At 49.8% G+C, this 25890-nt stretch carries 24 protein-coding genes; 19 read left to right on the plus strand and 5 right to left on the minus strand.

What is annotated here, in order from left to right; all coding sequences use genetic code 11:
- The first annotated feature begins 36 nt into the window (after window positions 1–36).
- The 15 genes from ACIDF8_RS08625 to ACIDF8_RS08695 all read left to right on the plus strand — a co-directional run bounded on the left by ACIDF8_RS08625 (window position 37) and on the right by ACIDF8_RS08695 (window position 15159).
- Window positions 37–429, plus strand: a complete 393-nt coding sequence (locus ACIDF8_RS08625; protein ID WP_412010209.1) for an ATP synthase subunit I — start codon at window positions 37–39, stop codon at window positions 427–429.
- A 29-nt stretch (window positions 430–458) separates the two neighbouring features.
- A complete protein-coding gene (gene atpB / locus ACIDF8_RS08630; RefSeq protein WP_412010210.1) occupies window positions 459–1295 on the plus strand; it encodes a F0F1 ATP synthase subunit A in 837 nt (278 codons plus the stop codon).
- A 48-nt stretch (window positions 1296–1343) separates the two neighbouring features.
- Window positions 1344–1610 (plus strand): F0F1 ATP synthase subunit C, encoded by a 267-nt coding sequence (gene atpE, locus ACIDF8_RS08635; protein ID WP_018987204.1) that lies wholly within the window; start codon window positions 1344–1346, stop codon window positions 1608–1610.
- Window positions 1611–1689: 79 nt separating this feature from the next.
- Entirely contained in the window at window positions 1690–2160 is a 471-nt protein-coding gene (locus tag ACIDF8_RS08640; protein ID WP_018987205.1) for a F0F1 ATP synthase subunit B, read from the plus strand.
- A gap of 17 nt (window positions 2161–2177) precedes the next feature.
- On the plus strand, window positions 2178–2714 hold the full coding sequence (locus ACIDF8_RS08645) for a F0F1 ATP synthase subunit delta (RefSeq protein ID WP_412010211.1): 537 nt from the start codon (window positions 2178–2180) through the stop codon (window positions 2712–2714).
- Between the two features lie 16 nt (window positions 2715–2730).
- On the plus strand, window positions 2731–4272 hold the full coding sequence (gene atpA / locus ACIDF8_RS08650) for a F0F1 ATP synthase subunit alpha (RefSeq protein ID WP_412010212.1): 1542 nt from the start codon (window positions 2731–2733) through the stop codon (window positions 4270–4272).
- A gap of 29 nt (window positions 4273–4301) precedes the next feature.
- Window positions 4302–5171, plus strand: coding sequence for a F0F1 ATP synthase subunit gamma (atpG, locus tag ACIDF8_RS08655; protein ID WP_412010213.1), 870 nt, complete (start codon window positions 4302–4304; stop codon window positions 5169–5171).
- A gap of 60 nt (window positions 5172–5231) precedes the next feature.
- Entirely contained in the window at window positions 5232–6668 is a 1437-nt protein-coding gene (atpD, locus tag ACIDF8_RS08660; protein ID WP_412010214.1) for a F0F1 ATP synthase subunit beta, read from the plus strand.
- A 66-nt stretch (window positions 6669–6734) separates the two neighbouring features.
- Complete coding sequence (locus ACIDF8_RS08665) at window positions 6735–7160, plus strand: F0F1 ATP synthase subunit epsilon (RefSeq protein ID WP_412010215.1); 426 nt, start codon at window positions 6735–6737, stop codon at window positions 7158–7160.
- 96 nt (window positions 7161–7256) lie between these two features.
- The gene (gene glmU / locus ACIDF8_RS08670; RefSeq protein ID WP_412010216.1) at window positions 7257–8627 is read left to right on the plus strand and encodes a bifunctional UDP-N-acetylglucosamine diphosphorylase/glucosamine-1-phosphate N-acetyltransferase GlmU; all 1371 of its coding nucleotides are present in this window, start codon (window positions 7257–7259) and stop codon (window positions 8625–8627) included.
- A gap of 4 nt (window positions 8628–8631) precedes the next feature.
- Window positions 8632–10467 carry a glutamine--fructose-6-phosphate transaminase (isomerizing) gene (gene glmS, locus ACIDF8_RS08675; protein WP_412010217.1) on the plus strand — a complete coding sequence of 612 codons (1836 nt, stop codon included), beginning with the start codon at window positions 8632–8634 and terminating at the stop codon, window positions 10465–10467.
- A gap of 102 nt (window positions 10468–10569) precedes the next feature.
- The gene (locus ACIDF8_RS08680) at window positions 10570–11790 is read left to right on the plus strand and encodes an EAL and HDOD domain-containing protein (protein ID WP_412010218.1); all 1221 of its coding nucleotides are present in this window, start codon (window positions 10570–10572) and stop codon (window positions 11788–11790) included.
- Window positions 11791–11902: 112 nt separating this feature from the next.
- Entirely contained in the window at window positions 11903–12367 is a 465-nt protein-coding gene (locus tag ACIDF8_RS08685) for an Hsp20 family protein (protein ID WP_412010219.1), read from the plus strand.
- A gap of 270 nt (window positions 12368–12637) precedes the next feature.
- A complete protein-coding gene (gene ettA / locus ACIDF8_RS08690) occupies window positions 12638–14302 on the plus strand; it encodes an energy-dependent translational throttle protein EttA (RefSeq protein WP_412010220.1) in 1665 nt (554 codons plus the stop codon).
- A gap of 92 nt (window positions 14303–14394) precedes the next feature.
- Window positions 14395–15159, plus strand: a complete 765-nt coding sequence (locus tag ACIDF8_RS08695; protein ID WP_412010221.1) for an arylamine N-acetyltransferase family protein — start codon at window positions 14395–14397, stop codon at window positions 15157–15159.
- Window positions 15160–15220: 61 nt separating this feature from the next.
- Here the strand turns inward: ACIDF8_RS08695 and ACIDF8_RS08700 are convergent, their stop codons facing one another.
- Complete coding sequence (locus tag ACIDF8_RS08700; RefSeq protein ID WP_412010222.1) at window positions 15221–15427, minus strand: hypothetical protein; 207 nt, start codon at window positions 15425–15427, stop codon at window positions 15221–15223.
- Window positions 15428–15600: 173 nt separating this feature from the next.
- A complete protein-coding gene (locus tag ACIDF8_RS08705; RefSeq protein ID WP_412010372.1) occupies window positions 15601–16431 on the minus strand; it encodes an SDR family oxidoreductase in 831 nt (276 codons plus the stop codon).
- Between the two features lie 59 nt (window positions 16432–16490).
- On the opposite strand from ACIDF8_RS08705, the gene ACIDF8_RS08710 reads away from it, so the two are divergent.
- Together ACIDF8_RS08710 and ACIDF8_RS08715 are read left to right on the plus strand one after the other, a co-directional pair.
- Window positions 16491–16865, plus strand: coding sequence for a DUF6394 family protein (locus ACIDF8_RS08710; protein WP_412010223.1), 375 nt, complete (start codon window positions 16491–16493; stop codon window positions 16863–16865).
- Between the two features lie 13 nt (window positions 16866–16878).
- Window positions 16879–18570, plus strand: coding sequence for a potassium channel family protein (locus tag ACIDF8_RS08715; protein ID WP_412010224.1), 1692 nt, complete (start codon window positions 16879–16881; stop codon window positions 18568–18570).
- A gap of 44 nt (window positions 18571–18614) precedes the next feature.
- On the opposite strand, the gene ACIDF8_RS08720 is transcribed toward ACIDF8_RS08715, so the two are convergent.
- The 3 genes from ACIDF8_RS08720 to argS form a co-directional block, all read right to left on the minus strand.
- Window positions 18615–19259 carry a thiol:disulfide interchange protein DsbA/DsbL gene (locus ACIDF8_RS08720; protein ID WP_412010225.1) on the minus strand — a complete coding sequence of 215 codons (645 nt, stop codon included), beginning with the start codon at window positions 19257–19259 and terminating at the stop codon, window positions 18615–18617.
- A gap of 66 nt (window positions 19260–19325) precedes the next feature.
- Window positions 19326–19919, minus strand: coding sequence for an SPOR domain-containing protein (locus ACIDF8_RS08725; RefSeq protein ID WP_412010226.1), 594 nt, complete (start codon window positions 19917–19919; stop codon window positions 19326–19328).
- A 40-nt stretch (window positions 19920–19959) separates the two neighbouring features.
- Complete coding sequence (argS, locus tag ACIDF8_RS08730; RefSeq protein WP_412010227.1) at window positions 19960–21618, minus strand: arginine--tRNA ligase; 1659 nt, start codon at window positions 21616–21618, stop codon at window positions 19960–19962.
- A 59-nt stretch (window positions 21619–21677) separates the two neighbouring features.
- Between argS and ACIDF8_RS08735 the strand changes: the two genes are divergently transcribed.
- Both ACIDF8_RS08735 and ACIDF8_RS08740 read left to right on the plus strand, forming a co-directional pair.
- Window positions 21678–23945 carry a primosomal protein N' gene (locus ACIDF8_RS08735; RefSeq protein ID WP_412010228.1) on the plus strand — a complete coding sequence of 756 codons (2268 nt, stop codon included), beginning with the start codon at window positions 21678–21680 and terminating at the stop codon, window positions 23943–23945.
- A 137-nt stretch (window positions 23946–24082) separates the two neighbouring features.
- Window positions 24083–25792 carry a ShlB/FhaC/HecB family hemolysin secretion/activation protein gene (locus tag ACIDF8_RS08740; protein WP_412010229.1) on the plus strand — a complete coding sequence of 570 codons (1710 nt, stop codon included), beginning with the start codon at window positions 24083–24085 and terminating at the stop codon, window positions 25790–25792.
- Window positions 25793–25890: the final 98 nt, after the last annotated feature.

Here is a 25890-nt window from a genome sequence, read left to right on the forward strand (position 1 = left end):
GTAGTATTTTGTCTTGAATTTTTGCGGGCTAACCCCATGAGTGGTCTCGAAACCCAAGCGGCTGGCATGTCGCTTTACCGTAACATGCTGCGCTGGCAACTCATGGCGACAGCAGCAGTGACCGTAGCAGCCTTTGCGCTGGCAGGGATTAACGCAGCATTATCAGCCTTGATGGGCGGCGTATCCGTGGTCATTGGTGCCTGGTTTGCTGCAAGAATTGCAGCCAAAGGGCGACTAAAAACAGATCCTACGGCGGTATTGCTCAATTTGCTCAAGGCAGAAGCAGTAAAAATATTAATTATCGCGATTATCCTGTTTGTGGTTTTCAAGCTGTTTCATGCATTAGTCCCTTTTGCATTGATTGCAGGCTTGGCAGCCGCAGCACTTTTCTCAGGTGCGGCGCTAGCAAAATCACAAGCAAATGTGTAGACCAGTTAACTTAAAAATAGTTTGAAAATATGAAAACCGAACACGCACAACATGCAGAACTCACCCCTTCTGAATACATCGCGCACCACCTTAGCTTTAATGCGCAAGGGGTGAACGGTAATGCCACCTCTGAAGGTTTTTGGGTGCTGCACTATGACACGCTATTGACCTCTGTTGTTTTGGGTTTGGTGGTGATGGGTTTGATCTGGTGGGTGGCACGTGGCGCCACAGCTGGTGTGCCAACCAAGCGCCAGGCATTCGTTGAATTGCTGTTTGGTTTTGTGGATGATCAGGTCAAAAACATTTTCCACGGTAACCGTCATTCCTTTATTGCCCCTGCTGCATTAACCGTATTCGTGTGGGTGTTGGTCATGAACGCGATGGACTTCCTGCCGGTGGATCATGTGGCAAATGTGGCCTCCGTCATTGGTGGGGAACATACGAAATGGCGCATTGTGCCAACATCCGATATCAACACCACCTTTGCTTTAGCCTTGGCGGTCTGGTTTCTGATGATTTTCTTCTCTATCAAAGCTAAAGGTCTGGGTGGCTGGATTCACGAATTGTTCTGTGCGCCGTTTGGTTCTAATCCTTTGGTATGGCCAGCCAACTTCTTGTTCAACCTGATTGAATACGTTTCAAAACCACTTTCTCACTCATTGCGTCTGTTCGGTAACATGTACGCCGGTGAAATCATCTTCTTGCTATTGGGTATGTGGGCTGCCACAGGCCTGACTGGTACCGTTGCGGGTGCTGTTCTGGGGGCTGGCTGGTCTATCTTCCACATCCTGATTGTGGCCTTGCAAGCATTTATTTTCATGATGTTGACAGTGGTCTACCTGGCCATGGCACATGAATCACACTAGTTTTTAACTTTGTAGTTGTTTTTAATTCTTTATAAGAGAGGGTATTAAATGGAAGCATTAGCATTGATTCAAGCCTACACAGGCGTTGGTATTGGTTTGATCATTGGTTTGGGTGCCGCTGGCGCTTGTATCGGTATTGGTATCATGTGTGCAAGTTTCCTGGAAGGCGCTGCTCGTCAACCAGAAATGATCCCTGCCCTGCAAGGTAAAGTATTCTTGCTGTTGGGTCTGATCGACGCTTCTTTCATTATCGGTGTTGGTTTGGCAATGATGTTTGCTTTCGCAAACCCATTGTTGAGCGTTGTAGCCAAGTAATTTTTACTCGGTTCACTCCGCCCGGTAGGGTTTAAGTAGTGACTTAAACCTTTCAACCAATCAGTATGATGGATCCAACATGAATATTAATTTCACACTCATCGCGCAAGCTATCGCATTTGCAGTGTTGATCTGGTTCACGGTGAAATTCGTTTGGCCGCCGCTGTTAAAAGCGATTGAAACACGCCAAAAGGAAATCGCAGATGGTTTGGCTGCTGCACAGGAAGGCAAAAGTGCCCTCGAAGTCGCTGCCAAGAAATCTGAAACCACACTGAACGAGGCCAAACAAAAGGCAAGTGAGATCATTGGGCAAGCCGAAAAACGCGCCGCTCAAATCATTGATGAAGCCAAGGCGAATGCCAAAGCTGAAGGTGATCGCATTATTGCCGGTGCCAAAGCTGAAATCGATCAGGAAGTAAACCGTGCCAAAGAGGGTCTGCGTGCACAGGTTTCAACGCTGGCTGTGGCTGGTGCAGAAAAAATCCTGCGTAAAGAGATTGATGCTAAAGCACATAGCGAAATGCTGGCTAAACTCGCTGCGGAACTATAAGGTTAAAGGGATAAAACATGGCTGAACTCTCAACCATTGCAAGGCCTTATGCTGTCGCTGCCTATAAGTTGGGCAAAGAGCAGAAGGCATTAGCAACATGGTCTGATATGTTGGCATTGGCAGCCGGTGTGGCTTCTGATGACCAAATGAAAACCCTGATTGATAACCCCAAACTGAATGCAGCAGACATCGAAGCGGCATTCCTCAAGGTCTGTGGCGACAATCTTAACGAGCATGGTCAAAATTTGATCAAGACCTTGGTTGAATATGGCCGTTTATCCTTATTGCCTGCCATTGCTGAAGCCTTTGAGGCTTTAAAAGCGCAAGATGAAGGCACCTTGGACGCACAAATCGTTGCTGCAGCCAAAATTACGGCAACGCAAACCAAAGATTTGGTGAAACGTCTGGAAGCCAAGTTCGGCAAGAAAATTGAAGCAAGCGTTTCGGTAGATCCGGAAATCATCGGCGGCATCAAAATTATTGTTGGCGACACCGTTATCGACGCGTCTGTCCAAGGTCAGTTACAAAATTTAGCCTATACGCTCACAGCATAAGGCATAGGAGAATTAAATGCAGTTATCTACATCAGAGATTAGCGAGCTCATTAAGAGCCGTTTGGAAAACTTCTCTACCGCTGCGGAAGCACGTACCCAAGGTACCGTGATTTCTGTGACAGACGGCATTGTGCGTATTCACGGCCTGTCTAATGTCATGGCGGGGGAGATGATCGAGTTTCCTGGCAACACATTCGGTTTGGCATTGAACCTGGAGCGTGACTCCGTAGGTGCGGTGGTACTGGGTGAGTATGAACATATTACTGAAGGTGACACTTGTAAGTGTACCGGTCGTATTCTGGAAGTGCCTGTCGGTCCTGAACTGATTGGCCGCGTGGTAAACGCATTGGGTCAGCCAATTGATGGCAAAGGTCCAGTCAATACCAAGCTGACAGATAAAATTGAAAAAATTGCACCTGGTGTGATTGCGCGTAAATCCGTATCACAGCCAGTACAAACGGGTTTGAAATCCATTGACTCCATGGTGCCAGTTGGCCGTGGCCAGCGTGAATTGATCATCGGTGACCGTCAGACTGGTAAAACAGCGGTTGCGGTGGATGCCATCATCAACCAAAAAGGTCAGAACATGACCTGTATCTACGTTGCGATTGGTCAGAAAGCTTCTACGATTGCTAACGTGGTACGTAAATTGGAAGAACACGGCGCGATGGCTTATACCATTGTGGTTGCAGCCTCTGCTTCTGACTCTGCAGCGTTGCAGTTCCTGGCACCTTATGCCGGTTGTACCATGGGTGAATACTTCCGTGACCGTGGTCAAGATGCATTGATCGTTTACGATGACTTGTCCAAGCAAGCAGTTGCTTACCGTCAGATCTCCCTGCTGCTGCGTCGCCCACCAGGCCGTGAAGCTTACCCAGGTGACGTGTTCTACATCCACTCACGTTTGTTGGAGCGTGCTGCTCGTGTAAACGAAGAGTATGTTGAAAAATTCACTAACGGTGAAGTTAAAGGTAAAACCGGTTCATTGACTGCATTGCCAGTGATTGAAACCCAGGCTGGTGACGTATCTGCTTTCGTTCCTACCAACGTGATTTCGATTACCGATGGTCAGATCTTCCTGGAAAGTGATCTGTTCAACGCAGGTATCCGTCCTGCGATCAACGCTGGTATTTCTGTGTCACGCGTGGGTGGTGCCGCACAAACCAAAGTCATCAAAAAACTAGGTGGTGGTGTGCGTCTTGCTTTGGCGCAATACCGTGAACTGGCTGCGTTTGCACAGTTTGCATCTGACTTGGATGAAGCAACCCGTAAACAACTGGACCGCGGTCGTATGTTTACAGAGTTGATGAAACAGGCACAATACACCCCACTGAGCGTAGCTAACATGGGTATCAGCTTGTTTGCTGCCAACAAGGGTTACTTTGACGATGTGCCAACAAACAAAGTATTGGCCTTTGAAAGTGCATTGCACGGTTTCCTGAGCTCCAAGTACAAAAATATCGTAGATACCATCGAATCAAGCAAAGATTTGAGCGGTGATAACGAAAAAGCACTGGAAGCAGCTATTCAGGACTTCAAAGCGACTAACGCTTATTAATCTCTGACACTTCGACTTAGGAAACGCATATGGCAGGAAGTAAAGAGATTAGAACCAAGATCAAGAGTGTAGAAAATACACGCAAGATCACCAAGGCGATGGAGATGGTGGCCGCCTCTAAAATGCGCAAAGCGCAGGATAGAATGCGTGCCTCCCGCCCTTATGCGGAAAAAATCCGTAATGTGGCGGCTCACCTCTCTTTTGCACAATCCGAGTATCGTCACCCATTCTTGATCAAGCGTGACGTCGTTAAAAATGTGGGTCTGATCGTGGTTAGCTCAGACAAAGGCTTGTGCGGCGGTTTGAATACCAACGTACTGCGGATGTCGCTGAACCAGATGAAAACCTGGGAAACCGAAGGCAAAGGCATTAGTGTCAGCGCAATCGGCAACAAGGGTTATGGCTTTATGAGCCGCGTAGGTGCGCAGGTCAAATCCCACATCACCGGTTTGGGTGATACGCCGCATCTGGAAAAACTCATCGGCACCATCAAAGTGATGCTGGATGCGTACATCGCAGGCGAGATTGATCAGCTTTACATCTGCTATACCAAGTTCATCAATACCATGAAGCAAGTACCGACCATGCAACAGCTGTTGCCATTGTCAGGCGAGCAACTGGGTAGCCCGAATGGTCATTGGGATTACATCTATGAACCGGAAGCAAAACCGGTCATAGATGAATTGATGATGCGTTACATTGAGTCATTGATTTATAACGCAGTGGCTGAAAACATGGCGTCTGAGCAATCTGCACGTATGGTAGCGATGAAATCAGCGTCAGACAACGCGAAGAGCGTGATTGGCGAGTTGAAACTGGTCTACAACAAGGCCCGTCAGGCAGCGATTACCAAAGAGATCTCTGAGATCGTTGGCGGTGCAGCAGCGGTTTCCTCCTAAACGCATTAGGGCGAAGTGTAAGAATTCAATTGATCTGACTCATACAGTTAGGAAAAGAAAATGGCAAAGGCAAATCAAGCAGTAACAGGTAAAGTAGTGCAGTGTATTGGCGCTGTGGTGGACGTGGAATTTCCACGTGACCAAATGCCTAAAGTATTTGATGCATTGATTATTGATGACAAGGATTCCAAAGCTGAGACTGGCTTGACTTTGGAAGTGCAACAACAATTGGGTGATGGTATCGTACGTACCATTGCTATGGGCTCCTCTGACGGTTTGGCGCGCGGTACTGCGTTCAAAAACACAGGCGCAGCGATCTCTGTACCAGTCGGTGAAGGCACATTGGGCCGTATCATGGACGTATTGGGCCGTCCAATCGACGAAGTCGGTCCTATCGATTCACAAGAGTTCCGTTCTATCCACCAGAAAGCACCAGCTTTTGAAGAGCTGTCCCCTTCTGTTGACTTGCTCGAAACAGGCATCAAGGTGATTGACTTGGTTTGCCCATTCGCTAAAGGCGGTAAAGTGGGTTTGTTCGGCGGTGCGGGTGTAGGTAAAACCGTTAATATGCTGGAACTGATTAACAACATCGCTAAACAGCACTCTGGTTTGTCTGTATTTGCTGGTGTGGGTGAGCGGACCCGTGAAGGTAACGACTTCTACCACGAGATGGCTGAAGCTGGCGTGATCAAGCTGGACAACATGAAAGAGTCCAAAGTAGCGATGGTGTTCGGTCAGATGAACGAACCTCCAGGCAACCGTCTGCGCGTAGCGTTGTCCGGTTTGACCATGGCTGAAAAATTCCGTGATGAAGGCCGTGACGTGTTGTTCTTCGTGGATAACATCTACCGTTACACCCTGGCCGGTACTGAAGTATCTGCGCTGCTGGGCCGTATGCCATCTGCCGTAGGTTACCAACCTACCCTGGCTGACGAAATGGGCCGTCTGCAAGAGCGTATTACTTCAACCAAAGTGGGTTCTATTACTTCTATCCAAGCCGTTTACGTGCCTGCGGATGACTTGACTGACCCATCACCAGCAACCACTTTCCAACACTTGGACTCAACCGTGGTTCTGTCCCGTGACATCGCTTCCCTGGGTATCTACCCAGCGGTTGATCCACTGGATTCAACCTCACGTCAGCTGGATCCACAAATTGTGGGTGAAGAGCACTACTCTGTTGCGCGTTCTGTCCAATCCACACTACAGCGCTACAAAGAACTGCGTGACATTATTGCGATTTTGGGCATGGACGAATTGTCACCAGAAGATAAACTGGTTGTAGGTCGTGCACGTAAAATCCAACGTTTCTTGTCACAGCCTTTCCACGTGGCTGAAGTATTTACCGGCGCGCCTGGCAAATACGTTCCACTGAAAGAAACCATCAAAGGCTTTAAAGCCATTGTGAACGGTGAATACGATCACTTGCCAGAACAAGCGTTCTACATGGTTGGTGGGATTGAAGAAGCTGTTGAAAAGGCTAAAACACTGAACTAATTAATTAAAACAGGCAGATGCAAGTGCATCTGCTTGTTTGATTCAGTGATATAGAAAGAGAACATTATGGCAAATACTGTGCATATTGATGTGGTGAGTGCTGAAGAGTCTATCTTCTCCGGTGAGGCCGAATTTGTTGTGGCTCCCGCAGGTGCTGGTGAAGTGGGTATCTACCCTAACCATGCTCCGATGATTACCACAATTAAGCCAGGTGCATTACGGATCAAGCAGTCTTCTGAAAAGGAAGAAACCCTGATTTTTATTTCTGGCGGCATGCTGGAAGTGCAACCAGGCATGATCACAGTACTGGCAGATACTGCCATTCGTGGTCAGGATCTGGACGAAGCCAAAGCAATCGCAGCCAAAGAAGCGGCTGAAGAGGCATTGAAGAATCGTTCTTCTGAGATCGACTATGCTGCGGCACAAGCTGAATTGGCAGAAGCAGTGGCTCAAATCCAGGCCATCCAGAAACTGCGTAAATCAGTCCACTAATCGCTACATGACGTTTTAACCATAAATTAAATGTAGACGATGACAAATCAGGCGGCTTTCAAGCCGCCTTTTTTGTTTCTGAGATAAAATAATCACATGAGTGAGTTGAATATAGTAATTCTGGCAGCAGGCAAAGGCACGCGTATGCGTTCTGACTTGCCTAAGGTGCTACATAAGGTTGGTGGCACCCCTATACTGCACCATGTGATCACCGCGGCCCGCAAATTAAGTCCACAAAAAATCATAGTAGTGTATGGTTTTGGCGGTGAGCAGGTGCAACAACAAACCCCTGGTGCGGATTTAAGCTGGGTGCTACAGGCTGAACAACTGGGTACTGGTCACGCTGTGCAACAATCGCTCCCCTATTTACCGGAACAAGGCAAGACACTGGTTTTGTTAGGGGATGTGCCTTTGGTCGATGTAGAGGCTTGCCGCGAGATGTTGTCACAAGCAGACCAGCATCTGGTCGTGCAAACCTTTATCAAGCAGGATCCGACCGGCTATGGCCGAATTGTCCGCAATGCTCAAGGCGAGGTTGTTGCCATCGTTGAGCATAAGGATGCCAGCGAAACTGAGCGTAACATTCAGGAAGTGAATACTGGCATTATGGCTATGCCAAATGCACAGCTCAAACATTGGCTGGGTCAGCTACAAAACAACAATGCACAACAAGAATATTACCTGACCGATATTATTGCCATGTCTGTCAACGAGGGACGAACCGTGCTGCCCCATGTGGTGGCAGATGCCTGCTCTGTGACAGGCATCAATTCAAAACAGGATCTACAGCAAATCGAGCGTGAATACCAATACCGGCAGGCTCTACAATTAATGGCACAAGGCGTGACTTTGCTCGATGCACAACGCATTGATATCCGTGGTGAATTGATCTGCGGACGCGATGTAAGTATTGATATCAATTGCGTGTTTGAAGGGAATGTAACGTTAGAAGATGGCGTCTATATTGGCCCCAATTGTGTGATTAAAGATGCCGTGATTGCACGTAACACCACACTGGCCGCATTCACCCATATTGAGCAGGCTAAAGTCGGTCAGGAGAGCAAAATTGGACCTTTTGCCCGTTTGCGTCCAGGAACGCATCTGGCAAACGAGACCCATGTAGGTAATTTTGTTGAAGTCAAAAATGCCAGCATTGGCCAAGGCAGTAAAGTAAACCACTTAAGCTATGTGGGGGATGCCAGCGTAGGCGCGCATGTAAACATAGGCGCGGGTACAATCACTTGTAATTATGATGGTGCCAATAAGCATAAAACAGTCATTGAAGATGACGTTTTTGTCGGTTCTGATACGCAATTAGTCGCCCCGGTAACCATCGGCCAAGGCGCAACGATAGCGGCTGGTTCAACCATTACGAAAGATGTGCCGGCACAGACACTGACGTTATGCCGTGCAAGAGAGCAACGTTCAATTCAGGGATGGAAACGTCCGCAAAAGGTGAAAAAATAAGCATATGTGTGGCATTGTCGGTGCAGTTTCAAACCGTAATATCGTTCCCCTCTTAATCGAAGGCCTGAGCCGCCTGGAGTACCGTGGCTATGACTCAGCAGGCATTGCGGTGCTTAACCAGTCGATTGTGCGCGTACGCGCAGTGGGTCGCGTCGCTGAGCTAGAGCGTAAAGCGCAAGGCTTAAGCAGCCAGATCGGCATTGGCCATACGCGTTGGGCGACGCACGGTGGCGTCACCGAACAAAATGCACACCCGCATGTCTCCCCTAGCCAGGAAAACGCCGAAATTGCAGTGGTACATAATGGCATTATTGAAAATCATGATGAGCAGCGTGACCGCTTGCAAGCCTTGGGTTATCACTTTACTTCACAAACGGATACGGAAGTGATTGCCCATCTCGTGCATTTTTATTACCAGCAGAGTAAAAACCTGCTGGTCGCGGTGAGACAAGCCATCAGTGAATTGACCGGTGCCTATGCGATCAGCGTGATTGCGCTTGATCAGCCACAGACCATGATTGTTGCCCGTTTGGGTTGCCCGCTCTTAATTGGCTACGGAGAAGGTGAAAATTTTGTCGCTTCGGATGTATCTGCGGTGTTGTCAGCCACCAGAAAAGTGGTTTATCTGGAAGATGGTGACGTCGCCACACTACAAACTGATGGTGTGACGATTATCGATAAACAAGGCGAAACCGTGCAGCGCAAAGTGCATATGAGTGATGTCTCTTTGGCCTCACTGGAGTTGGGCCCGTATAGCCATTTCATGCAAAAAGAGATTCATGAGCAACCACGTGCCATCAGCGACACCATAGAAGCGCTGATTGATGATGGTGCTTTCAGGTGCGAATTGTTTGGTGCGACAGCAGCTGACATTTTCAAGCAGATTGATAGCGTTTTGATTTTAGCCGCCGGGACCAGTTATTACGCCGGCATGACCGCCAAATACTGGTTGGAGAGCATCGCCAAAATACCAACCTCGGTCGAAATTGCCAGCGAATACCGTTATCGTGATTCCGTCCCCAACCCTAAACAGCTGATTGTGACCATTTCGCAATCCGGTGAAACGCTGGACACGATGGAAGCGTTGAAGCATGCCCAAAAACTGGGCCATCCATTTAGTCTCGCTATCTGTAACGTGCAAGAGAGCGCAATTCCACGCGCCTCCTCGCTGATCTACTACACGCGCGCGGGTGCCGAAATCGGCGTCGCCAGCACCAAAGCGTTTACCACGCAATTGATTGCATTATTTGTTTTGTCAGTGACTTTGAGCAAGGTACGTGGTTTATTGACGGATGTGCAAGAGCAACAATATCTGGCAGAGCTGCGTCAGTTGACCGGCAGCGTGCAAATTGCGCTTAACCTGGAGCCGCAGATCCGTGAATGGGCACACCGTTTTGGTGATAAGGAACATGCTTTGTTCCTTGGTCGGGGTATTCACTTCCCGATCGCGATGGAAGGGGCGCTTAAGCTTAAAGAGATTTCTTATATTCACGCTGAGGCCTATCCCGCCGGTGAGTTAAAACACGGCCCCTTGGCTTTGGTCGATAGCAATATGCCTGTGGTGGTGATTGCGCCAAATGATGTCTTGCTTGAGAAAGTGAAATCCAACATGCAGGAAGTCCGCGCACGCGGCGGCGAGTTGTTTGTATTTGCGGATGCCGACAGCCACTTTCATGCATCCGAAGGCGTGCAAGTCATCCGCACACCAAGGCATGTCGGCGCACTCTCGCCAGTGTTACATGTGATTCCGGTGCAATTACTGGCCTATCATGCCGCCTTGTTTAAAGGCACGGATGTGGACAAACCGCGCAACCTGGCCAAGAGTGTGACGGTAGAATAAGCATAAACCCTAGAAAAGCCCCGACATTCGGGGCTTTTTTTTCAATACAAAACCATCAAGCCTGACATACACTGCTATTCGGTGCTAATCAGGAATGCAGTCATGACCACGTCACAACACAGTATTATCGGTCGCCAGCCAGTTGTTAATGATCAACAACAAATCATAGGCTACGAATTTTTCTTCCGTAATGAGACGGAGGGAAGTAATACGCCATTTGAAGAAGATATTCAAACCTGCGCGCGTATTCTTAATACCACCATGGATGAAATGCATGAGAACTGGTTGCTTGGTCAGCAACTGGCATTCATTAACGTCGATCACGTCATGCTGAACAGCGTCTTTCTGGAATTGATGCCAGCCGAAAAAACCGTCCTCGAAGTCGTGCATCATCTGCAGGTGACACCAGAAATCCTGGCGCGTTGTCAGGAGCTGAAACAACTGAAATTCCGGATTGCGCTAGATAATCCGCAACACTACCCGCATTTGGAAGCTTTGTTACCCTATGCCGACTTTATCAAGATCGATATGCGGAATGTGGATATTGCACAAGCGACACAATGGCTGAAAAAGTACCAGCAAGGTGAATGTACCCTCATTGCAGAAAAGGTGGAGGAAAATAGCCAGTTTCAGGGTTTGCTGGACGCGGGTTACCAACAGTTTCAAGGCTATTTTTATGCTAAGCCTGAAAATATCAGCAGCAAGGTGATTAATCCAAGCTTTGATGGCGTATTGTATTTGTTAAACCTGGTCAGCCAGGAAGCAGAAAACAAAGACATTGAAAATGGGTTTAAGCGCGATACCACCCTGAGTTATAAACTGCTGCGGTATATCAATTCCGTCGGGTTTGGCTTGTCATGTGAAGTCCAATCGATTGGTCATGCCTTGACTATTCTGGGTCGTAACCAGCTTTATCGCTGGTTGACTTTACTCATGGTGACGGCGGGCAAAAACAGCAGCTCCCCTGCCCTGATGAAAACTTCAATTACACGTGGCCGTTTGACCGAGTTACTCGGCGAGCCATTCTTTGAGAAGCGTGACCGCGACAATTTGTTTGTGGTGGGCGTATTTTCATTGCTGGATGTCATGCTCAAAGTGCCAATGGAAAATATTCTCGAAAAACTGCAATTACCCGAGACCATTGTTGATGCACTGGTTGAGCGCCAGGGGATTTTTGGCCCTTTCCTCAAGCTGACCGAAGCTTGTGAGGATGCCAACAATGAAGAAATTCTGGAAATGGCAGCCATGCTGCAACTCCAGCCGGAAAAAGTAAACCAGTGTCATATGGAGGCCTTGGCCTGGACAGAAGCGCTGGGGATTTAACCCATCACTGACCCTCTTGAAAAAATAAAGCGTACTCCCATTTAAGTGATACAGATGCTTGCAGTTTGAGGTCTGTGAATCAGTTAATCGCTTATTTTGAAAGGATCAACGTATGCGTAGTTATGACTTAAGCCCCTTCTACAGAACCGCTATTGGCTTTGACCGTTTAGCTAAAATGCTCAACGAAAGCCAGCGCAGTGAAAACGAAATCAGCTATCCACCCTACAACATCGAACTGGTCGATGAAAACGCCTATAAAATCGTCATGGCAGTGGCTGGCTTCCAGCGAGATGAGCTGGAAATTGAAACCGAACACCAAGCTTTACGTGTGACCGGCCGTAAAGCTAAAAAAGAACAGGAAAGCACCTATCTGCACCGCGGCATTGCTACCCGGGATTTTGAGCATAAATTCCAGTTGGCGGATCATGTGAAAGTGACCGGTGCACAGCTCGAAAACGGCTTGCTAACGATTGCGTTAGTGCGTGAAATTCCAGAAGCGCTTAAGCCGCGCAAAATTGAAATTGGCGCCGCTGTGCCAAATGCAAGCTCGACCTTGATTGAGCAAAAAGCGGCTTAATCAGACTGAACAAAAAAGGGCCGATAGGCCCTTTTTTATGATCAGTATTAGCAACTGATAAACGCAAAGAAACATCATAAAAATCTTTTTCAAGCGTCAGATAACAATCGTTCAGGTGACAATGTCCTATTCTCGCGAGCGGCCAGCATTGCAGTTCACGCACTACCAAACCGCTAGGGTTGCCTGCCTTCACCAGACTAAAGAATTCCTTGTTTATCCCCGCTCTGCGTTAAAATAGCCGCTCTCAACCATACTCTGGGTGTAATCCAAATGGCGCAATATGTGATGTCTATGCTCCGCGTGAGCAAAATCGTGCCGCCCAAACGGCAAATCATCAAAAACATTTCCCTTTCATTTTTTCCGGGTGCGAAAATCGGTTTGCTCGGTTTAAACGGCTCAGGTAAGTCCACCGTGCTACGTATCATGGCCGGGGCGGATAAAGAGTTTGAAGGCGAGGTGCAATGGCAACCGAATATTTCCATTGGGTATTTGCCGCAAGAGCCTCAACTGGATGCTGAAAAAACGGTACGTCAGGAAGTCGAAGCTGGCTTGGGCGCCATTATGGAAGCCAAGCAAAAGCTGGAAGAGATTTATGCTGCCTATGCTGAGCCGGATGCAGATTTTGACAAATTGGCTGAAGAGCAGGCCAAGTACGAAAATATCCTGGCCGCCAGCGGCAGTGATGTTGAGCAACAATTAGAGATTGCTGCCGATGCACTGCGTTTGCCGCCCTGGGAAGCTAAAATTGGCCCACTCTCAGGCGGTGAAAAACGCCGCGTGGCCTTGTGCAAGTTATTACTATCAAAACCTGACATGCTGTTGCTGGACGAGCCGACCAACCATCTGGATGCAGAGTCTGTCGAGTGGCTGGAACAGTTTCTGGTGCGCTTCCCCGGCACTGTGGTGGCAGTGACCCACGACCGTTACTTCCTCGATAATGCGGCAGAATGGATCCTGGAGCTGGACCGCGGGGAAGGGATTCCATGGAAAGGCAATTACTCCAGTTGGCTGGAGCAAAAAGAAGACCGTTTGGCCCTTGAACAAAAACAGGAAGATGCTCACCGCAAAGCCATGAAGCAAGAGCTGGAATGGGTGCGTCAGGGCGCGAAAGCCCGCCAAAGCAAGAGCAAGGCGCGCTTGGCACGTTACGAAGAAATGTCCAGCGTTGAATACCAGCGCCGCAACGAGACACAGGAAATCTTTATTCCGCCCGGTGACCGCCTTGGCAATCAGGTGATTGAGTTCAGCAATGTCTCCAAAGGCTTTGGTGACCGCTTGTTGATTGATAACCTCTCATTCACCATTCCCCCTGGTGCGATTGTTGGTGTGATCGGCCCCAACGGTGCCGGTAAATCCACACTGTTCCGTATGTTGCAAGGCAAAGAGCAGCCGGATAGCGGTGAAATCATCACCGGGCCTACGGTGAAACTGGCCGCCGTTGACCAGACCCGTGATGGCCTGGATAACGACAAAACGGTGTTCGAGGCCATTTCTGGCGGCTTGGATGTGCTCAGCGTTGGTAAATTTGAAATGCCTAGCCGGGCGTATATTGGCCGCTTCAACTTCAAAGGCGGCGACCAGCAAAAAATCGTTGGTCAACTCTCTGGGGGTGAACGTGGTCGCTTGCATTTGGCCAAGACATTGATTTCTGGAGCGAACGTCTTGCTGTTAGATGAACCTTCGAATGACCTGGATGTGGAGACCCTGCGCGCCCTGGAAGACGCCTTGCTTGAGTTTTCAGGTTGTGTCCTAGTGACCTCGCATGACCGCTGGTTTCTGGACCGGATTGCCACCCATATCCTGGCGGCAGAAGGCGATTCACAATGGACATTTTTCAACGGCAACTATCAAGAATACGAAGCTGACAAGAAAAAACGGTTGGGTGAAGAGGGCGCCAAACCTAAACGTATCCGCTATAAACCGATTACCAGATAAAAGACAGCCCACCCGCAAGGTGGGCTTTTTTATGTGGATCGTGTTAAGGTGGAGCGCCTTTCAGAGCAACTTGATCACAGGATCTTACTCTTATGCAAGCGAACAATTTCAAACTGCACGATTACTTTACCCGTATAGGTTATACGGGACAACCTGAAACCAATATTGAGACCTTGCGCGCACTGATGCGTTGCCAGCTGTTTAGCGTGCCGTTTGAAAATCTGGATGTTCAGGCTGGCAAGGTGGTTTCCATGGTGCCAGAAGAGATTGTCGATAAAATCATTTATCGGCAACGCGGGGGTTATTGCTACGAGGTGAATGGCGTATTTGCCATGGCTTTGCAGGCGCTGGGCTTTAACTATCAGCTAGTGGCGGCGCGACCGATGTTTTATCCGGTGCGCAGACCCAAAACGCATATGGCAATTGTGGTGCATCTCGAGCAACAAGCCTGGTTATGTGATCTGGGATTTGGTAGTTATGGACTCCGTGCACCGATGGCGTTAGATCGGCTAGACGTAGAGACCATGCAGGACAATGATTGCTTCAGGCTAAGCAAACAGGGTGAACACGAGTTTTTGTTACAAGCGCGCGTGGATGCGGTTTGGCAAAACCAGTTTGCGTTTGACCTCAACCCTTGGGAATGGATTGATTTTTATCCGGCAAACTACATGAACTCAACCCATCCTGAAGCAATTTTTGTGCAAAGGCTGCTGGTCGTGTTACACCAGCCCGAGGGCAGGCAAATTTTATTTGGCGAGTCCTTGAAAACCATCCGGCAAGGCGTGGTGGAAAAGCGCATAGTCCCTGGCACTGAGCGTAATGAGACACTCAAGAAACTGTTTGGCTTGTCACTGTAAAATTCCTTACAGGCATCTGTGCAGATGCGTGTCCTCAGCCAGCGGGCGCGGTTTAAAAGACTTACGCTTTGTGAACCAGTTTACGTATTAACCGGTTCGCATTAATGGCAGCCAGCGTGGCACCGAATTCGTAATCGTCAAAACGCGAAGCTTCAATATACGGCAAGGCGACCAGTTTGCCATTGATCAGGCAAATACGGCATTGGTCTTGCCAGACCTCGTGTGCTTGTGGCTGCAGAGGGTGTTGGCGGGGTTGGGTGTTGTCCATACTTCTCTTAAAACAAGGTGGGTTTCTTCGATTATCTCCAACTGAAATATCTACTCAATAGCCTGTTCGGGCTAATCGACTTTTTATGGCGCAAAAATGCTTGCCAGCCCTGTGTCTTTGGCGTGTGGAAAGTCTTAAAAACGATGCCATCCTTCGCAAGCGTAAGGCTATGGCTAGTGGGGATCATTCACTCTTGCTTTATGAGGGGCTTTTTTCATGATCCAGTCCCACAGGCTGGGTGGAATAAACCGGAGTAGTCTTGCAACGAGGCCCATTTGCCAGGGGATCACGGTAAAACGGCGTTGTTTTTCAATGGCACGCAACGCTTTGTGGGCGAAGACATCGGCATCCATAAGAAACGGCATGGGATAGGTATTGATATCGGTCATGGGCGTGCGGATGTAGCCGGGGGCGATGGTCGTGACGGCGATCTCATGTAACTGCATTTCCGCGCGCAGGCTTTCGAGATAGGTGATGGCTGCGGCTTTACTGGCACTGTAAGCCCCTGATCCAGGCAAGCCCCGTATCCCGGCGACACTGGCGATGCCTACTAGCTGTGCCAGCTGCCCTTGTTTTGCTGCTTGCTTCATGGCTGCAATAAAGGGTTGAAATGTATGGACCAAGCCCATGACATTGGTATCAAACACGGCCTGAAAGGCAGGAATATCGTCTGGGTATTCGGTGAGGGTGCCACGGCTGACGCCAGCATTGCCGATGACGATATGCGGGGTACCATAGTGTTTGAGCGCGGCTTGGGCCATCGCTTGCATCTGGTCTGCCTCGCGCACATCGACGGTGTAAGTTGTACTGGCAACCTGATATTGACTGCTCAACTGACTGGCAAGCCCTTGCAGGGCAGCCCTATTGCGGCCGCACAAGCTCAGTTGTAAGTGTTGCCGATAATGTTGGGCATAGGCGGTGGCCATGGCGGTGCCGAGGCCACTGGAGGCACCAGTAATCACTACATGCAAGGGTTGAGGATTGGTTTTCGCCATAAAATACATTGCAGTAAACAAATTTTAATCAGGTAGAATGCCATAAAACACAGGGCGGGGAAACGTACATGAATTTGGAAAAAGTGATTTTTGGCTTTTTTATTATTCTAGCCATGACGCTTAATTTTGGCTTTTTTGTGGGGGATATTGATAACCCACAACACCATTTGCATTATGAGTTGTATGCCGCCATTGTGGTGAATTTGATCGCCACCGTACTTAAATTTGGTGACAGGACGCAGATTGGTGCGATTCACCTGGCTACTAGCCTGGTCGCCGATTTACAGTTGATTGCCGCAGCAATTATCTGGACTGTGGCTGGCAGCAACGGCGCGGATACTGAGGTGATTGTCGGGGTGGTTTCTTTGTCTGGTGGTGCATTTCTCGCCAATATCACGTCGGTCATTTTGCTGATTTATGAAACCGTGACCTTGCGTCGCTAATCTCGTAGTCAGCATGACGCTCAATCAAATTGTGTTTTGGATTTTGCGGCGCATGCGTGCGCCGCTGCTGATGTTGATTGTCAGCTATGCCATTGCGATGATCGGCTTTGTGTTGATCCCCGGGGTGAATGACCGCGGCCAAGCCTATCATCTGAATTTCTTCGATGCCTTTTATATTCTGAGTTATACCGCGACCACTATCGGTTTTGGTGAAATCCCCTACCCGTTTACCACGCCACAACGCCTGTGGATGACTTTTTCGATTTATGTGACGGTGATTTCCTGGTTTTATGCCATCGGGGCGATTATCGGATTGTTTCAAGAGGGCGCACTCAAGCAGGCGTTTAAAACCGCCATTTTCCAGCGCGATGTCAAAAACCTGATGGAGCCGTTTTACCTCATTTGTGGCTATGGTGAAACCGGAAGTGAGCTGGTGAGAGCGTTGGATAGAAACGAGTTGCGGGTGGTGGTGCTTGAGCTGTCGCCTGAACGTGTCAACGAACTCGAGCTGACGAATTACCAGTTTCATATTCCGCACTTATGCGCAGATGCAAAGTTATCCGAGGTGTTGCTCTACGCTGGCATTAAAAATCCCATGTGCCGCGGGGTGGCGGCGCTGACCGATGATGACCATGCCAACCTGGCAATCTCGGTGGCGGTGAAATTGATCAAGCCTGGATTGCCGGTGCTAGCGCGTGTACAGGATGATGTCATCGCCGCCAATATGGCCTCGTTTGGCACAGACCGCATCATTAACCCTTATCATATTTTTGGTGAGCATTTGGCCATGCGGCTCAATGCCCTGGGTACCTACCTGCTCCATGAGTGGCTAACGCGTGCGCCCGGCGATGCGATTGAAACGCCGGCCGCCATCCCGCAAGGCCACTGGATTGCCTGTGGCTTTGGCCGCTTTGGCAAATCCGTCGTCAATAGCCTGCAAAACGAGGCCATGCACGTCACTGTCATAGAAGCTGACCCTGAAGTGACGCAATGTGAAGATTGCATCATTGGCAGCGGGGTCGAAGCGCACATTTTGCAGCAGGCCGGCATCACCCAGGCGGTTGGCATCGTCGCCGGTACAGATAATGATATTAATAACCTGTCTATCGTGATGACGGCGCTGGAGCTGAATCCAGATTTGTTTGTTATCATCCGCAAGAACAAGCGTCATAACGATCCCTTGTTTCAGCACTTTGATGCCGACATTACCATGCAGCCCAGTGATGTGATTGCACACACTTGCTTGTCGTATATGGTTTCGCCCATGCTGGCGGAATTTTTGGCCACTGCGCGGCATCAGGGCAATGCCTGGGCCAATGCGGTGATTGCGCAACTGGTTTCCAAGCTTGGTGAGCAGGTGCCGGACACCTGGGATATTACGATTGCAGATGATATGGCATTGGCTGTCTGTGGCCTGATGCAGCAAGAGATGCGCCCTGCCCTCAAGCATTTGCTGATGAACCCTGCCGGACAGCAGCGGCATGAGATGCCGGTGGTGCCGTTGATGCTGCTGCGCGCAGGGGAAAAAATGCTATTGCCAGACCTGGCAACCCCGTTAGAGATGGGCGATAAAATTCTATTCTGTGGCCTGGATCAGGCCAAATCGACACAGCGCTATATCTTGCATGACCTCAAAACCTTGCATTATCTGGTGACGGGGAATGAGATGCCTGAAACCTGGATTGGGCGTTGGCTTAAGCAATAAAAAACCCTGCCGAGGCAGGGTTTTTTATTGCTAGAAGGATAGGCTTATTTTTTACCCGCAGCGCGGTCTTTGCGCACGTTCTGGATAATGTAGTCTGCGGTTTGTAAGGCGGCTTCGTTGCCACCCGCCATCGAGCTACCGGTGATGTATTTGCCATCAATAATCAAGGCAGGTACGCCAGTGGCCCCGGACGAGCGGAATACTTGCATGGCTTTATTCATTTGCATATTGACCGCAAAAGATTTGAAGGCTTTTTCAACTTTGATCTTGTCCAGGCCGCCTTGTTTGGTTACCCAGTCAATGGCTGCGGCTTCATCTGCAGGGTTCAAGCTTTTTGTTTTGTGAATGGCGTCAAACAGCGGTGTATGCAATTTATCCAGTACGCCCAGTTCTTGCATGGCGAAAAAGGTTTTTGCCATCGGCGCCCAGTTTGCATTAGGTAAAGCGGGCATACGCTTGAAGTAGACGTCCGCCGGCAATTTTTTCACCCAGGCTTCCAAAGGGTGTTCCATGTGGTAGCAGTGCGGGCAGCCGTACCAGAATAACTCCATCACTTCGATTTTGGCAGGTTGATCGGTCGTTATTTGCTGTGCAACCTGATCAAATTGCTCACCCATTTGCGGGTCAGCCCAGGCCGCCGTCGCAGTCAATCCTGCCCAAAACATCAAACTCAACAACAATTTTTTCATGAGATCCGTTTCCTTATCTGTGGAAAGTAATGATTTAACGTGATAGCTGACGATACGATGACAGCATCAATGCGAGGCTGAAGATTCGATATTGACTTTGATCAGATTAGGCTGAAAGCCATTGGTTTCCAGGTCGTGGCTAATTTTTGTAATTTTTGCCAGATCGTTAAGCGGCCCAATGCGCACGCGGTGCATGGTGCCCTTGTTCGGGATTTCGGCCGTTTGTACAAAGGCCTCAAAGCCAACCAGCGCTAATCGGGTTTTGAGGTTGTTGGCGTCATCCTCTTTGGCAAACGCGCCGACCTGAATAAAGTAGCTTTCTTGCTTGATGGTTGGGTTCTTTTTCACTTGCTCTTCACTGATTTTGCTCTCGGTATCCGGCAAGATCGTGTAGAAATCAAACTTATTCGGGTCCTCAATGGCTGCACTGCCTGGTTTGACTTCTTCTTCAGTGACGGTGCTTTTAATGGGCAGCTCTTGCGATCCTGCTTCGTTTTTAAAGGCGCTGGAGAACGGGCTATGGTCACCTTTGATGTAGATAATGAGCGCGACTGTCAGGGCAACGCCCAGAAACAGACCCACCAGCAGGCCGTTAAAAAAGGTGCTGCCGCTGCTCTTGCTTTTTGCTTTGGCTTGTGAGGGTTTATAGTCGCGACTCATAGATCATTTGAACCAATTAATTCAGCACTTTTCAAGGTGCTTACATTTTATCCGGGGCACTGACCCCGAGCAAAGACAAGCCGTTGCGGAGGACAACGCGGGTGGCGGTAATCAGTGACAGTCGTGCCAGTTTGATTTGTGCGTCATCCACCAAAAATTTGGTGTCATTGTAATAACTATGCAGCGCACTGGCTAGCTCCTTCAGGTAGTTGGCAACCATGTGCGGTGCCAATGCCTGGCAGGCGGTGCTGACCACTTCAGGGTATTGCCCCAGCGCTTGCATGAGTGTGGTTTCTGATGCGCTATTGAGCGGTGACAGGTCTGTTGTCGCAAGGCTGCCCACCTCCCCGCCCCATTGGTTCAATACGCTGCAAATCCGGGCATGTGCATACTGGATATAGTAGACCGGATTGTCATTGGTTTGCGCACGTGCCAGATCTATGTCGAACACCAGTTGCGAATCTGGGCTGCGGGCCGCCAAAAAGTAACGCGTGGCATCACAGCCGACTTCTTCAATCAGGTCGCGCAAGGTGACGTAGCTGCCAGCCCGTTTTGACAGCTTTACTTCTTCGCCACCACGCATCACGGTGACCATCTGGTGCAAGACGTACTCAGGCCAGCCTTGCGGAATGCCGACATTCAGGGCCTGTAACCCAGCGCGTACACGGGTAATGGTACTGTGGTGGTCTGCCCCTTGCTCGTTGATCACGCGCTTGAATCCGCGCTGCCACTTTTCACGGTGATAGGCAACATCGGGCACAAAGTAGGTATAGCCGCCCTCTTTTTTACGCATGACACGGTCTTTGTCATCGCCAAAGTTGGTTGTGCGTAGCCACAAGGCGTCATCCTGTTCGTAAGTATGGCCGCTGGCGATCAGCGATTGCACGGTGTTTTCTACCTTGCCTTCGGTGTAGAGCGCGCTTTCGAGCGAGAATACATCAAATTTGATCTGGAATGCCTGCAAGTCTAAATCTTGCTCATGGCGCAGATAAGCTACCGCAAATTTGCGGATAGACTCCGTATCATTGACGTCGCCATTCGCTGTGACTTCCATGTCGTCAGCTGTCACGGTCGCTTGCGCTAAAAAGGCTTCGGCGATTTCGATTATATAGTCACCGCGATAGCCATCTTCAGGAAAACTGGGGTCTTCTGGCTTAAGACCTTGCGCCCGTGCCAGCACCGATTTGGTCAGATTGTCGATTTGTGCGCCAGCATCGTTGTAATAAAATTCGCGGGTGACCGCCCAACCATTAGCATCCAGTAATCGGCACAAACAGTCACCAACCGCGGCACCCCGGCCATGACCGACGTGCAGTGGGCCAGTGGGGTTGGCGGAAACAAATTCCACCTGGACTTGTTCACCCTGACCGGCCTGATTGCGGCCAAATTGCCTATCTTGCGTCAGGATGTCGTGCACGATGGCCTGTTTGCTATCTGCTGACAAAAAGAAATTGATAAAGCCTGCGCCTGCAATTTCAATCTTGCTGATCACCTGGTTTGCAGGTAAGCCGTCGATAATTTGCTGGGCAATCATGCGCGGGTTTTGCTTGAGCGGTTTAGCCAGCTGCATGGCAATATTGGTTGCAAAATCCCCATGTTCGGCAGATTTAGGCCGCTCAAGGATGATATTGAGGCTGGAGGTATCTGCCACCAGCGGCGATACCGCTTGCAGAATCAGTTCTGTGATCGTTTGTTTCAAGGTTAAAATGATGCGTTATCGTCAAACCGCTATTTTAACCTAATTAAGCATTTTCACCCATGTGTTCAACATCCGCAGTTCCTCAAGTCAGCGCGTCCGCCAGCATTGTGCGCGTGGTGCTTGATGTGCCGCTGGACCGTCAGTTTGATTACCTCAATCCTGGCTTAAATATTGCGGTGGGGAATCGTGTGGTCGTGCCTTTTGCGGGTCGGCAACTGGTCGGCATCGTCATGGCGCTGGTCAGCGAGACCGACATCCCCCAGCATAAACTCAAAGCGGTGCTGCAAGTGTTTGATGACGTGCCACTGGATGCCGCCAGCTTCAAACTGTTGCGCTTCTGCGCAGACTATTATCACTATCCGTTTGGGCAAACCGTATTATCCAGCTTGCCATTGCGCTTGCGGCAAATCAAGCCGGCAGTGTCACGCAAAATGTGGTTGTATCATCTGGCACAAGCGGTTCCCGCTGACTTGATTGGCAAGCGGCAGCAGGTGTTATCCAGGTTGGTGGTGTTGCTGCAGCAGCACGCAGAATGCAGTGAAGCCATGCTCTCTGCGGTTTCTGCCTCTTGGCGCAAAGTGTTGCAGCCCTTGTTGGATGCGGGGTATGTGGACAGGCGCGAAGTGGTTGCCACCACACCATCGATGCCCGCAACTGACCATGTTCCGCAACTGAATGATGAGCAAGCACGGGCAGTCGAATCGATTTTGGGCCGCATGAATGGTTTTCAGGCCTGGTTGTTATTCGGCGTGACTGGTTCGGGTAAAACCGAGGTGTACATTCGCGTATTGCAAAAAGTGTTGGCCGATCCTCAGGCGCAAGTACTGATTATGGTGCCAGAAATCAACTTGACGCCGCAGTTGGAAAGCCGCTTTCGTAGCAGGTTGAGCGAGTATGCATTAGTGACGCTGCATAGCCACTTAAGTGAGAGTGAGCGCTTGCAAAACTGGCAAGCCGCGCAATCTGGAGCCGCACGCATTGTCATTGGTACGCGTTTGAGCGTGTTTACGCCCCTGCCTCACCTCAAGCTGATGATACTGGACGAAGAGCATGACAGCTCTTACAAGCAACAAGATGGCATGCGCTACCATGCGCGCGATGTGGCGCTGGTGCGGGCCAAGCAACATGGGATACCCGTGGTGCTAGGGAGTGCCACGCCTTCGCTGGAGAGTTGGTACAACGCGACAGGAGATCAAGGGCACGAGGGCGGCAGAAAGCCGATTTATCGATTACTCACACTCAATCAGCGGGCGGTAGCGCAAGCTACATTGCCGCGCATTTTTTGTATAGATACCGCACATCCGCCGCCGGAAGCCGGGTTGACGCCTTTATTAAAGCAGGCCATAGAACAACGTTTGCAACGCGGCGAACAAAGCCTGTTGTTTATTAATCGCCGCGGCTATGCTCCGGTGCTGCATTGCTCGGCCTGTCAGTGGCTGGCTGATTGCCGCCGCTGTTCGGCCAAGGCCGTGCTGCATTTGCGGCAACGTGTGTTGCGTTGCCATCATTGTGGCGATGAACAGCCTATCCCGGTGCAATGTCCGAGTTGTGGCAACCCGGATTTACGCCCGGTTGGTCAAGCGACGCAACGCATTGAGGAAACGCTGCAGCAGGTGTTTCCGCAAGCGCGGGTAGCGCGCGTGGACAGGGACACCATACAAGCCAAAGACGCTTTAACCACCTTGCTTTCCGAGGTGCACGCCGGACAGATTGATATTCTGGTAGGCACCCAAATGCTGGCCAAAGGCCATGATTTTGCCAACCTTACCTTAGTGGGCGTATTGGATACCGATAGCGCATTGTACAGCCCCGATTATCGTGCAAGTGAGCGCTTGTTTGCGCAATTGATGCAGGTGGCTGGCCGCGCCGGACGCGGTGAAAAGCCTGGCGAGGTGTTGATACAAACCGCTTTCCCGCAGCACCCTTTATTTGCTGCCTTGCGTGAGCAAAATTACGCCGAGTTTGCCAATGCCTTGTTACAGGAGCGCATGGCAATGCAGTTTCCCCCAGCCACGTATATTGCCGTCATGAAGGCGGAAGCGCCGGATTACGCCCTGGTAAACCAGTTTTTGACGGAGTTTAGCGTGGCGGCCAGAGCCTATGTCAGCGAGCATGCTGCAGTATTTGCTGACCAGCCACTGATTTATGATCCGGTCAGACCTGGGCTCGCGCGCCTCAATCGCATGGAGCGTGGTTATGTGATGATGCAGTCTGTACACCGCAGCGCCTTACAGCAGCTGCTTCAGGTAGCGGTTGCCTGGATCCGCGCACATCCCTTGCAGGCTAAAATCCGCTGGGTGCTGGATGTCGATGCTCTAGAATACTAGGCAATTTGTAAAAGCGACCATTAACAACTGGATTCTTGTAAAAAACGGTTAGTATTTGATTGTTTTTTAAGGTAAATTTGAGGGTTGCGATATTATTTAGAGCATATTGATTTTAATAAAAGTTTTGGGGAGTCATCTTGAATACACACACACTAGGCATGCGCCTAATTCCTTGGTTGGTCATGGGATATTGCGCTCAGGCGATGGCGGGGGGCGTTTCGTTTCCTGAGCCCTTGCAACCCAACATTCCTAGGCCGATTATTCCTGAGCCACGGCCGATTATTCAGGTGCCACAAGAAACGCCACAACCAGAAAAAAAGCAAAAGAAATCCAGCTTAAAGATCGTGGTCAAGGCGTTCAAGTTTTCTGGTAACAAACAGTTTTCTGACGAAGTTCTTGCTGCACAGGTCGCTTACCTGACAGGCCATGAAGTCGGCATGCGTGAGTTGAATGAAGCGGTGGGGACCGTGCGGAATTACTACCGCCAACGCGGATACTTGCTGACGCAAGTCTACCTGCCGACACAAGACCTGCAGAAAATCACCGAAGCAGAGGCCGTGGTTGAGTTGGCCATTCTGGAAGGGACCTTGGGTGAGGTAAAAACAGAAGCGGGTGAAGGGTTAGATCAATCTTACTTTCAATCTGTTTCGGAGTACGGCCTGAACAAAGGCGATGTACTCAATGAGCGCAACCTCGTGCGCAATATCATGGTGATGAACGGCTTGCCAGGCATTCAGGTTACCTCCCAACTTAACCCTGGCGAGGTGGTCGGCAGTTCAGATGTGGCCGTGTCTGTGGAGCCTAGGCCGCGCTACAGCGGCTATGTGGCAGCCAACACTTATGGTAACCGTTACACGGGCCGTGAAACATTGGGTTTTGGTGGTGCTGTTAACAATTTGAATGGTCGCGGTGATCAGTTGGCCGTCGTTGGTAAGGTTTCCAGGGATGAAGGCCAGCGCTCTCTGAGCGGGTTGTACCTGACCCCTGTAGGAAGTGCAGGGAATATTCTAAATCTGGCTTACAGCTATGTGGACTATAAGCTCGGCCGGGATTTCAAGCAGTTTGATGCATCTGGTGATGCCCATTATTTTTATGCGTCGTTAGAGCATCCCTGGTTACGTGAAACCAAAAAAAGCATTTCATTCAAGGTGGGCAGTAATTACAAAATTCTTGATGATGAAGTGAAGACCTTTTCTATTAACAACCGCCGGAATATCAGTAGCCTTGAGCTAGGTGTGTTAGGGGATTGGATCAATGAGGCCGGTGACGTTGCTTATCAGTGGAGTTTGGTGCTCACACAAGGGAACGTTTCATTCAAGGATGCTTCGGCAAAGGATACGGATAGGTCTCAACTTGATACCCAGGGCAGTTTTACCAAATGGAACTGGACTTCCAGCCGTACGCAGGTATTCGACAATGGCGTTAACTGGATTGTGCGGGCAGATTACCAAGGTACGAACAGCAACCTCGATATCGCAGAGCGCTTTGGTATTGGGGCCATTAACCGCTGGCGTCAATTCTCTGATATCCCCAGTCAGGCAGACCAAGGCTGGATGGCGGGAACTGATTTACGCCGTACTTTTGCGACCACGGGGGCTGACGTGACTCCCTACATCCAAGCTGTGACGCCATTTGTTTTTTACGATGCTGGTCGTGGCAAGTTAAATCATGACCCAATTGGCAGCACCAACTATGTCCGCTCCCAACATGTGGGTATCGGTACTGATATCCAGATTCCAGGACAGTGGGTATTAACGACCACTTACTCCCAGCAAAAGCGCGATCTGGATGGTTCGGGTAGTAATACTGAATACCAGCTGTGGGGCCAGTTAAGAAAGAGTTTCTAGTATTTCTAGTAGTCAATAAACAGGCTTTGAGCCTGACATAAATCATAAGTAGCCCGGATGAATAGCGTTAGTCATACTGGGCTACATACAAAAAAAAG

Origin of the sequence: Methylophilus sp. 3sh_L (assembly GCF_046766015.1) — a bacterium.
Classification (GTDB): domain Bacteria; phylum Pseudomonadota; class Gammaproteobacteria; order Burkholderiales; family Methylophilaceae; genus Methylophilus.

Bases quoted from the DNA above. Each gene is read 5' to 3' on its own strand.
- ACIDF8_RS08665 (WP_412010215.1), top strand. From the start codon at position 6,735: ATGGCAAATACTGTGCATATTGATGTGGTGAGTGCTGAAGAGTCTATC.
- ACIDF8_RS08710 (WP_412010223.1), top strand. From the start codon at position 16,491: ATGAATTTGGAAAAAGTGATTTTTGGCTTTTTTATTATTCTAGCCATG.
- glmU (WP_412010216.1), top strand. From the start codon at position 7,257: ATGAGTGAGTTGAATATAGTAATTCTGGCAGCAGGCAAAGGCACGCGT.
- ACIDF8_RS08645 (WP_412010211.1), top strand. From the start codon at position 2,178: ATGGCTGAACTCTCAACCATTGCAAGGCCTTATGCTGTCGCTGCCTAT.
- ACIDF8_RS08705 (WP_412010372.1), bottom strand. From the start codon at position 16,431: ATGTATTTTATGGCGAAAACCAATCCTCAACCCTTGCATGTAGTGATT.
- atpA (WP_412010212.1), top strand. From the start codon at position 2,731: ATGCAGTTATCTACATCAGAGATTAGCGAGCTCATTAAGAGCCGTTTG.
- ACIDF8_RS08700 (WP_412010222.1), bottom strand. From the start codon at position 15,427: ATGGACAACACCCAACCCCGCCAACACCCTCTGCAGCCACAAGCACAC.
- ACIDF8_RS08625 (WP_412010209.1), top strand. From the start codon at position 37: ATGAGTGGTCTCGAAACCCAAGCGGCTGGCATGTCGCTTTACCGTAAC.
- ACIDF8_RS08685 (WP_412010219.1), top strand. From the start codon at position 11,903: ATGCGTAGTTATGACTTAAGCCCCTTCTACAGAACCGCTATTGGCTTT.
- ettA (WP_412010220.1), top strand. From the start codon at position 12,638: ATGGCGCAATATGTGATGTCTATGCTCCGCGTGAGCAAAATCGTGCCG.
- ACIDF8_RS08735 (WP_412010228.1), top strand. From the start codon at position 21,678: ATGTGTTCAACATCCGCAGTTCCTCAAGTCAGCGCGTCCGCCAGCATT.
- atpB (WP_412010210.1), top strand. From the start codon at position 459: ATGAAAACCGAACACGCACAACATGCAGAACTCACCCCTTCTGAATAC.
- atpE (WP_018987204.1), top strand. From the start codon at position 1,344: ATGGAAGCATTAGCATTGATTCAAGCCTACACAGGCGTTGGTATTGGT.
- atpD (WP_412010214.1), top strand. From the start codon at position 5,232: ATGGCAAAGGCAAATCAAGCAGTAACAGGTAAAGTAGTGCAGTGTATT.
- ACIDF8_RS08720 (WP_412010225.1), bottom strand. From the start codon at position 19,259: ATGAAAAAATTGTTGTTGAGTTTGATGTTTTGGGCAGGATTGACTGCG.
- ACIDF8_RS08695 (WP_412010221.1), top strand. From the start codon at position 14,395: ATGCAAGCGAACAATTTCAAACTGCACGATTACTTTACCCGTATAGGT.
- ACIDF8_RS08640 (WP_018987205.1), top strand. From the start codon at position 1,690: ATGAATATTAATTTCACACTCATCGCGCAAGCTATCGCATTTGCAGTG.
- ACIDF8_RS08715 (WP_412010224.1), top strand. From the start codon at position 16,879: ATGACGCTCAATCAAATTGTGTTTTGGATTTTGCGGCGCATGCGTGCG.
- glmS (WP_412010217.1), top strand. From the start codon at position 8,632: ATGTGTGGCATTGTCGGTGCAGTTTCAAACCGTAATATCGTTCCCCTC.
- ACIDF8_RS08680 (WP_412010218.1), top strand. From the start codon at position 10,570: ATGACCACGTCACAACACAGTATTATCGGTCGCCAGCCAGTTGTTAAT.
- atpG (WP_412010213.1), top strand. From the start codon at position 4,302: ATGGCAGGAAGTAAAGAGATTAGAACCAAGATCAAGAGTGTAGAAAAT.
- ACIDF8_RS08725 (WP_412010226.1), bottom strand. From the start codon at position 19,919: ATGAGTCGCGACTATAAACCCTCACAAGCCAAAGCAAAAAGCAAGAGC.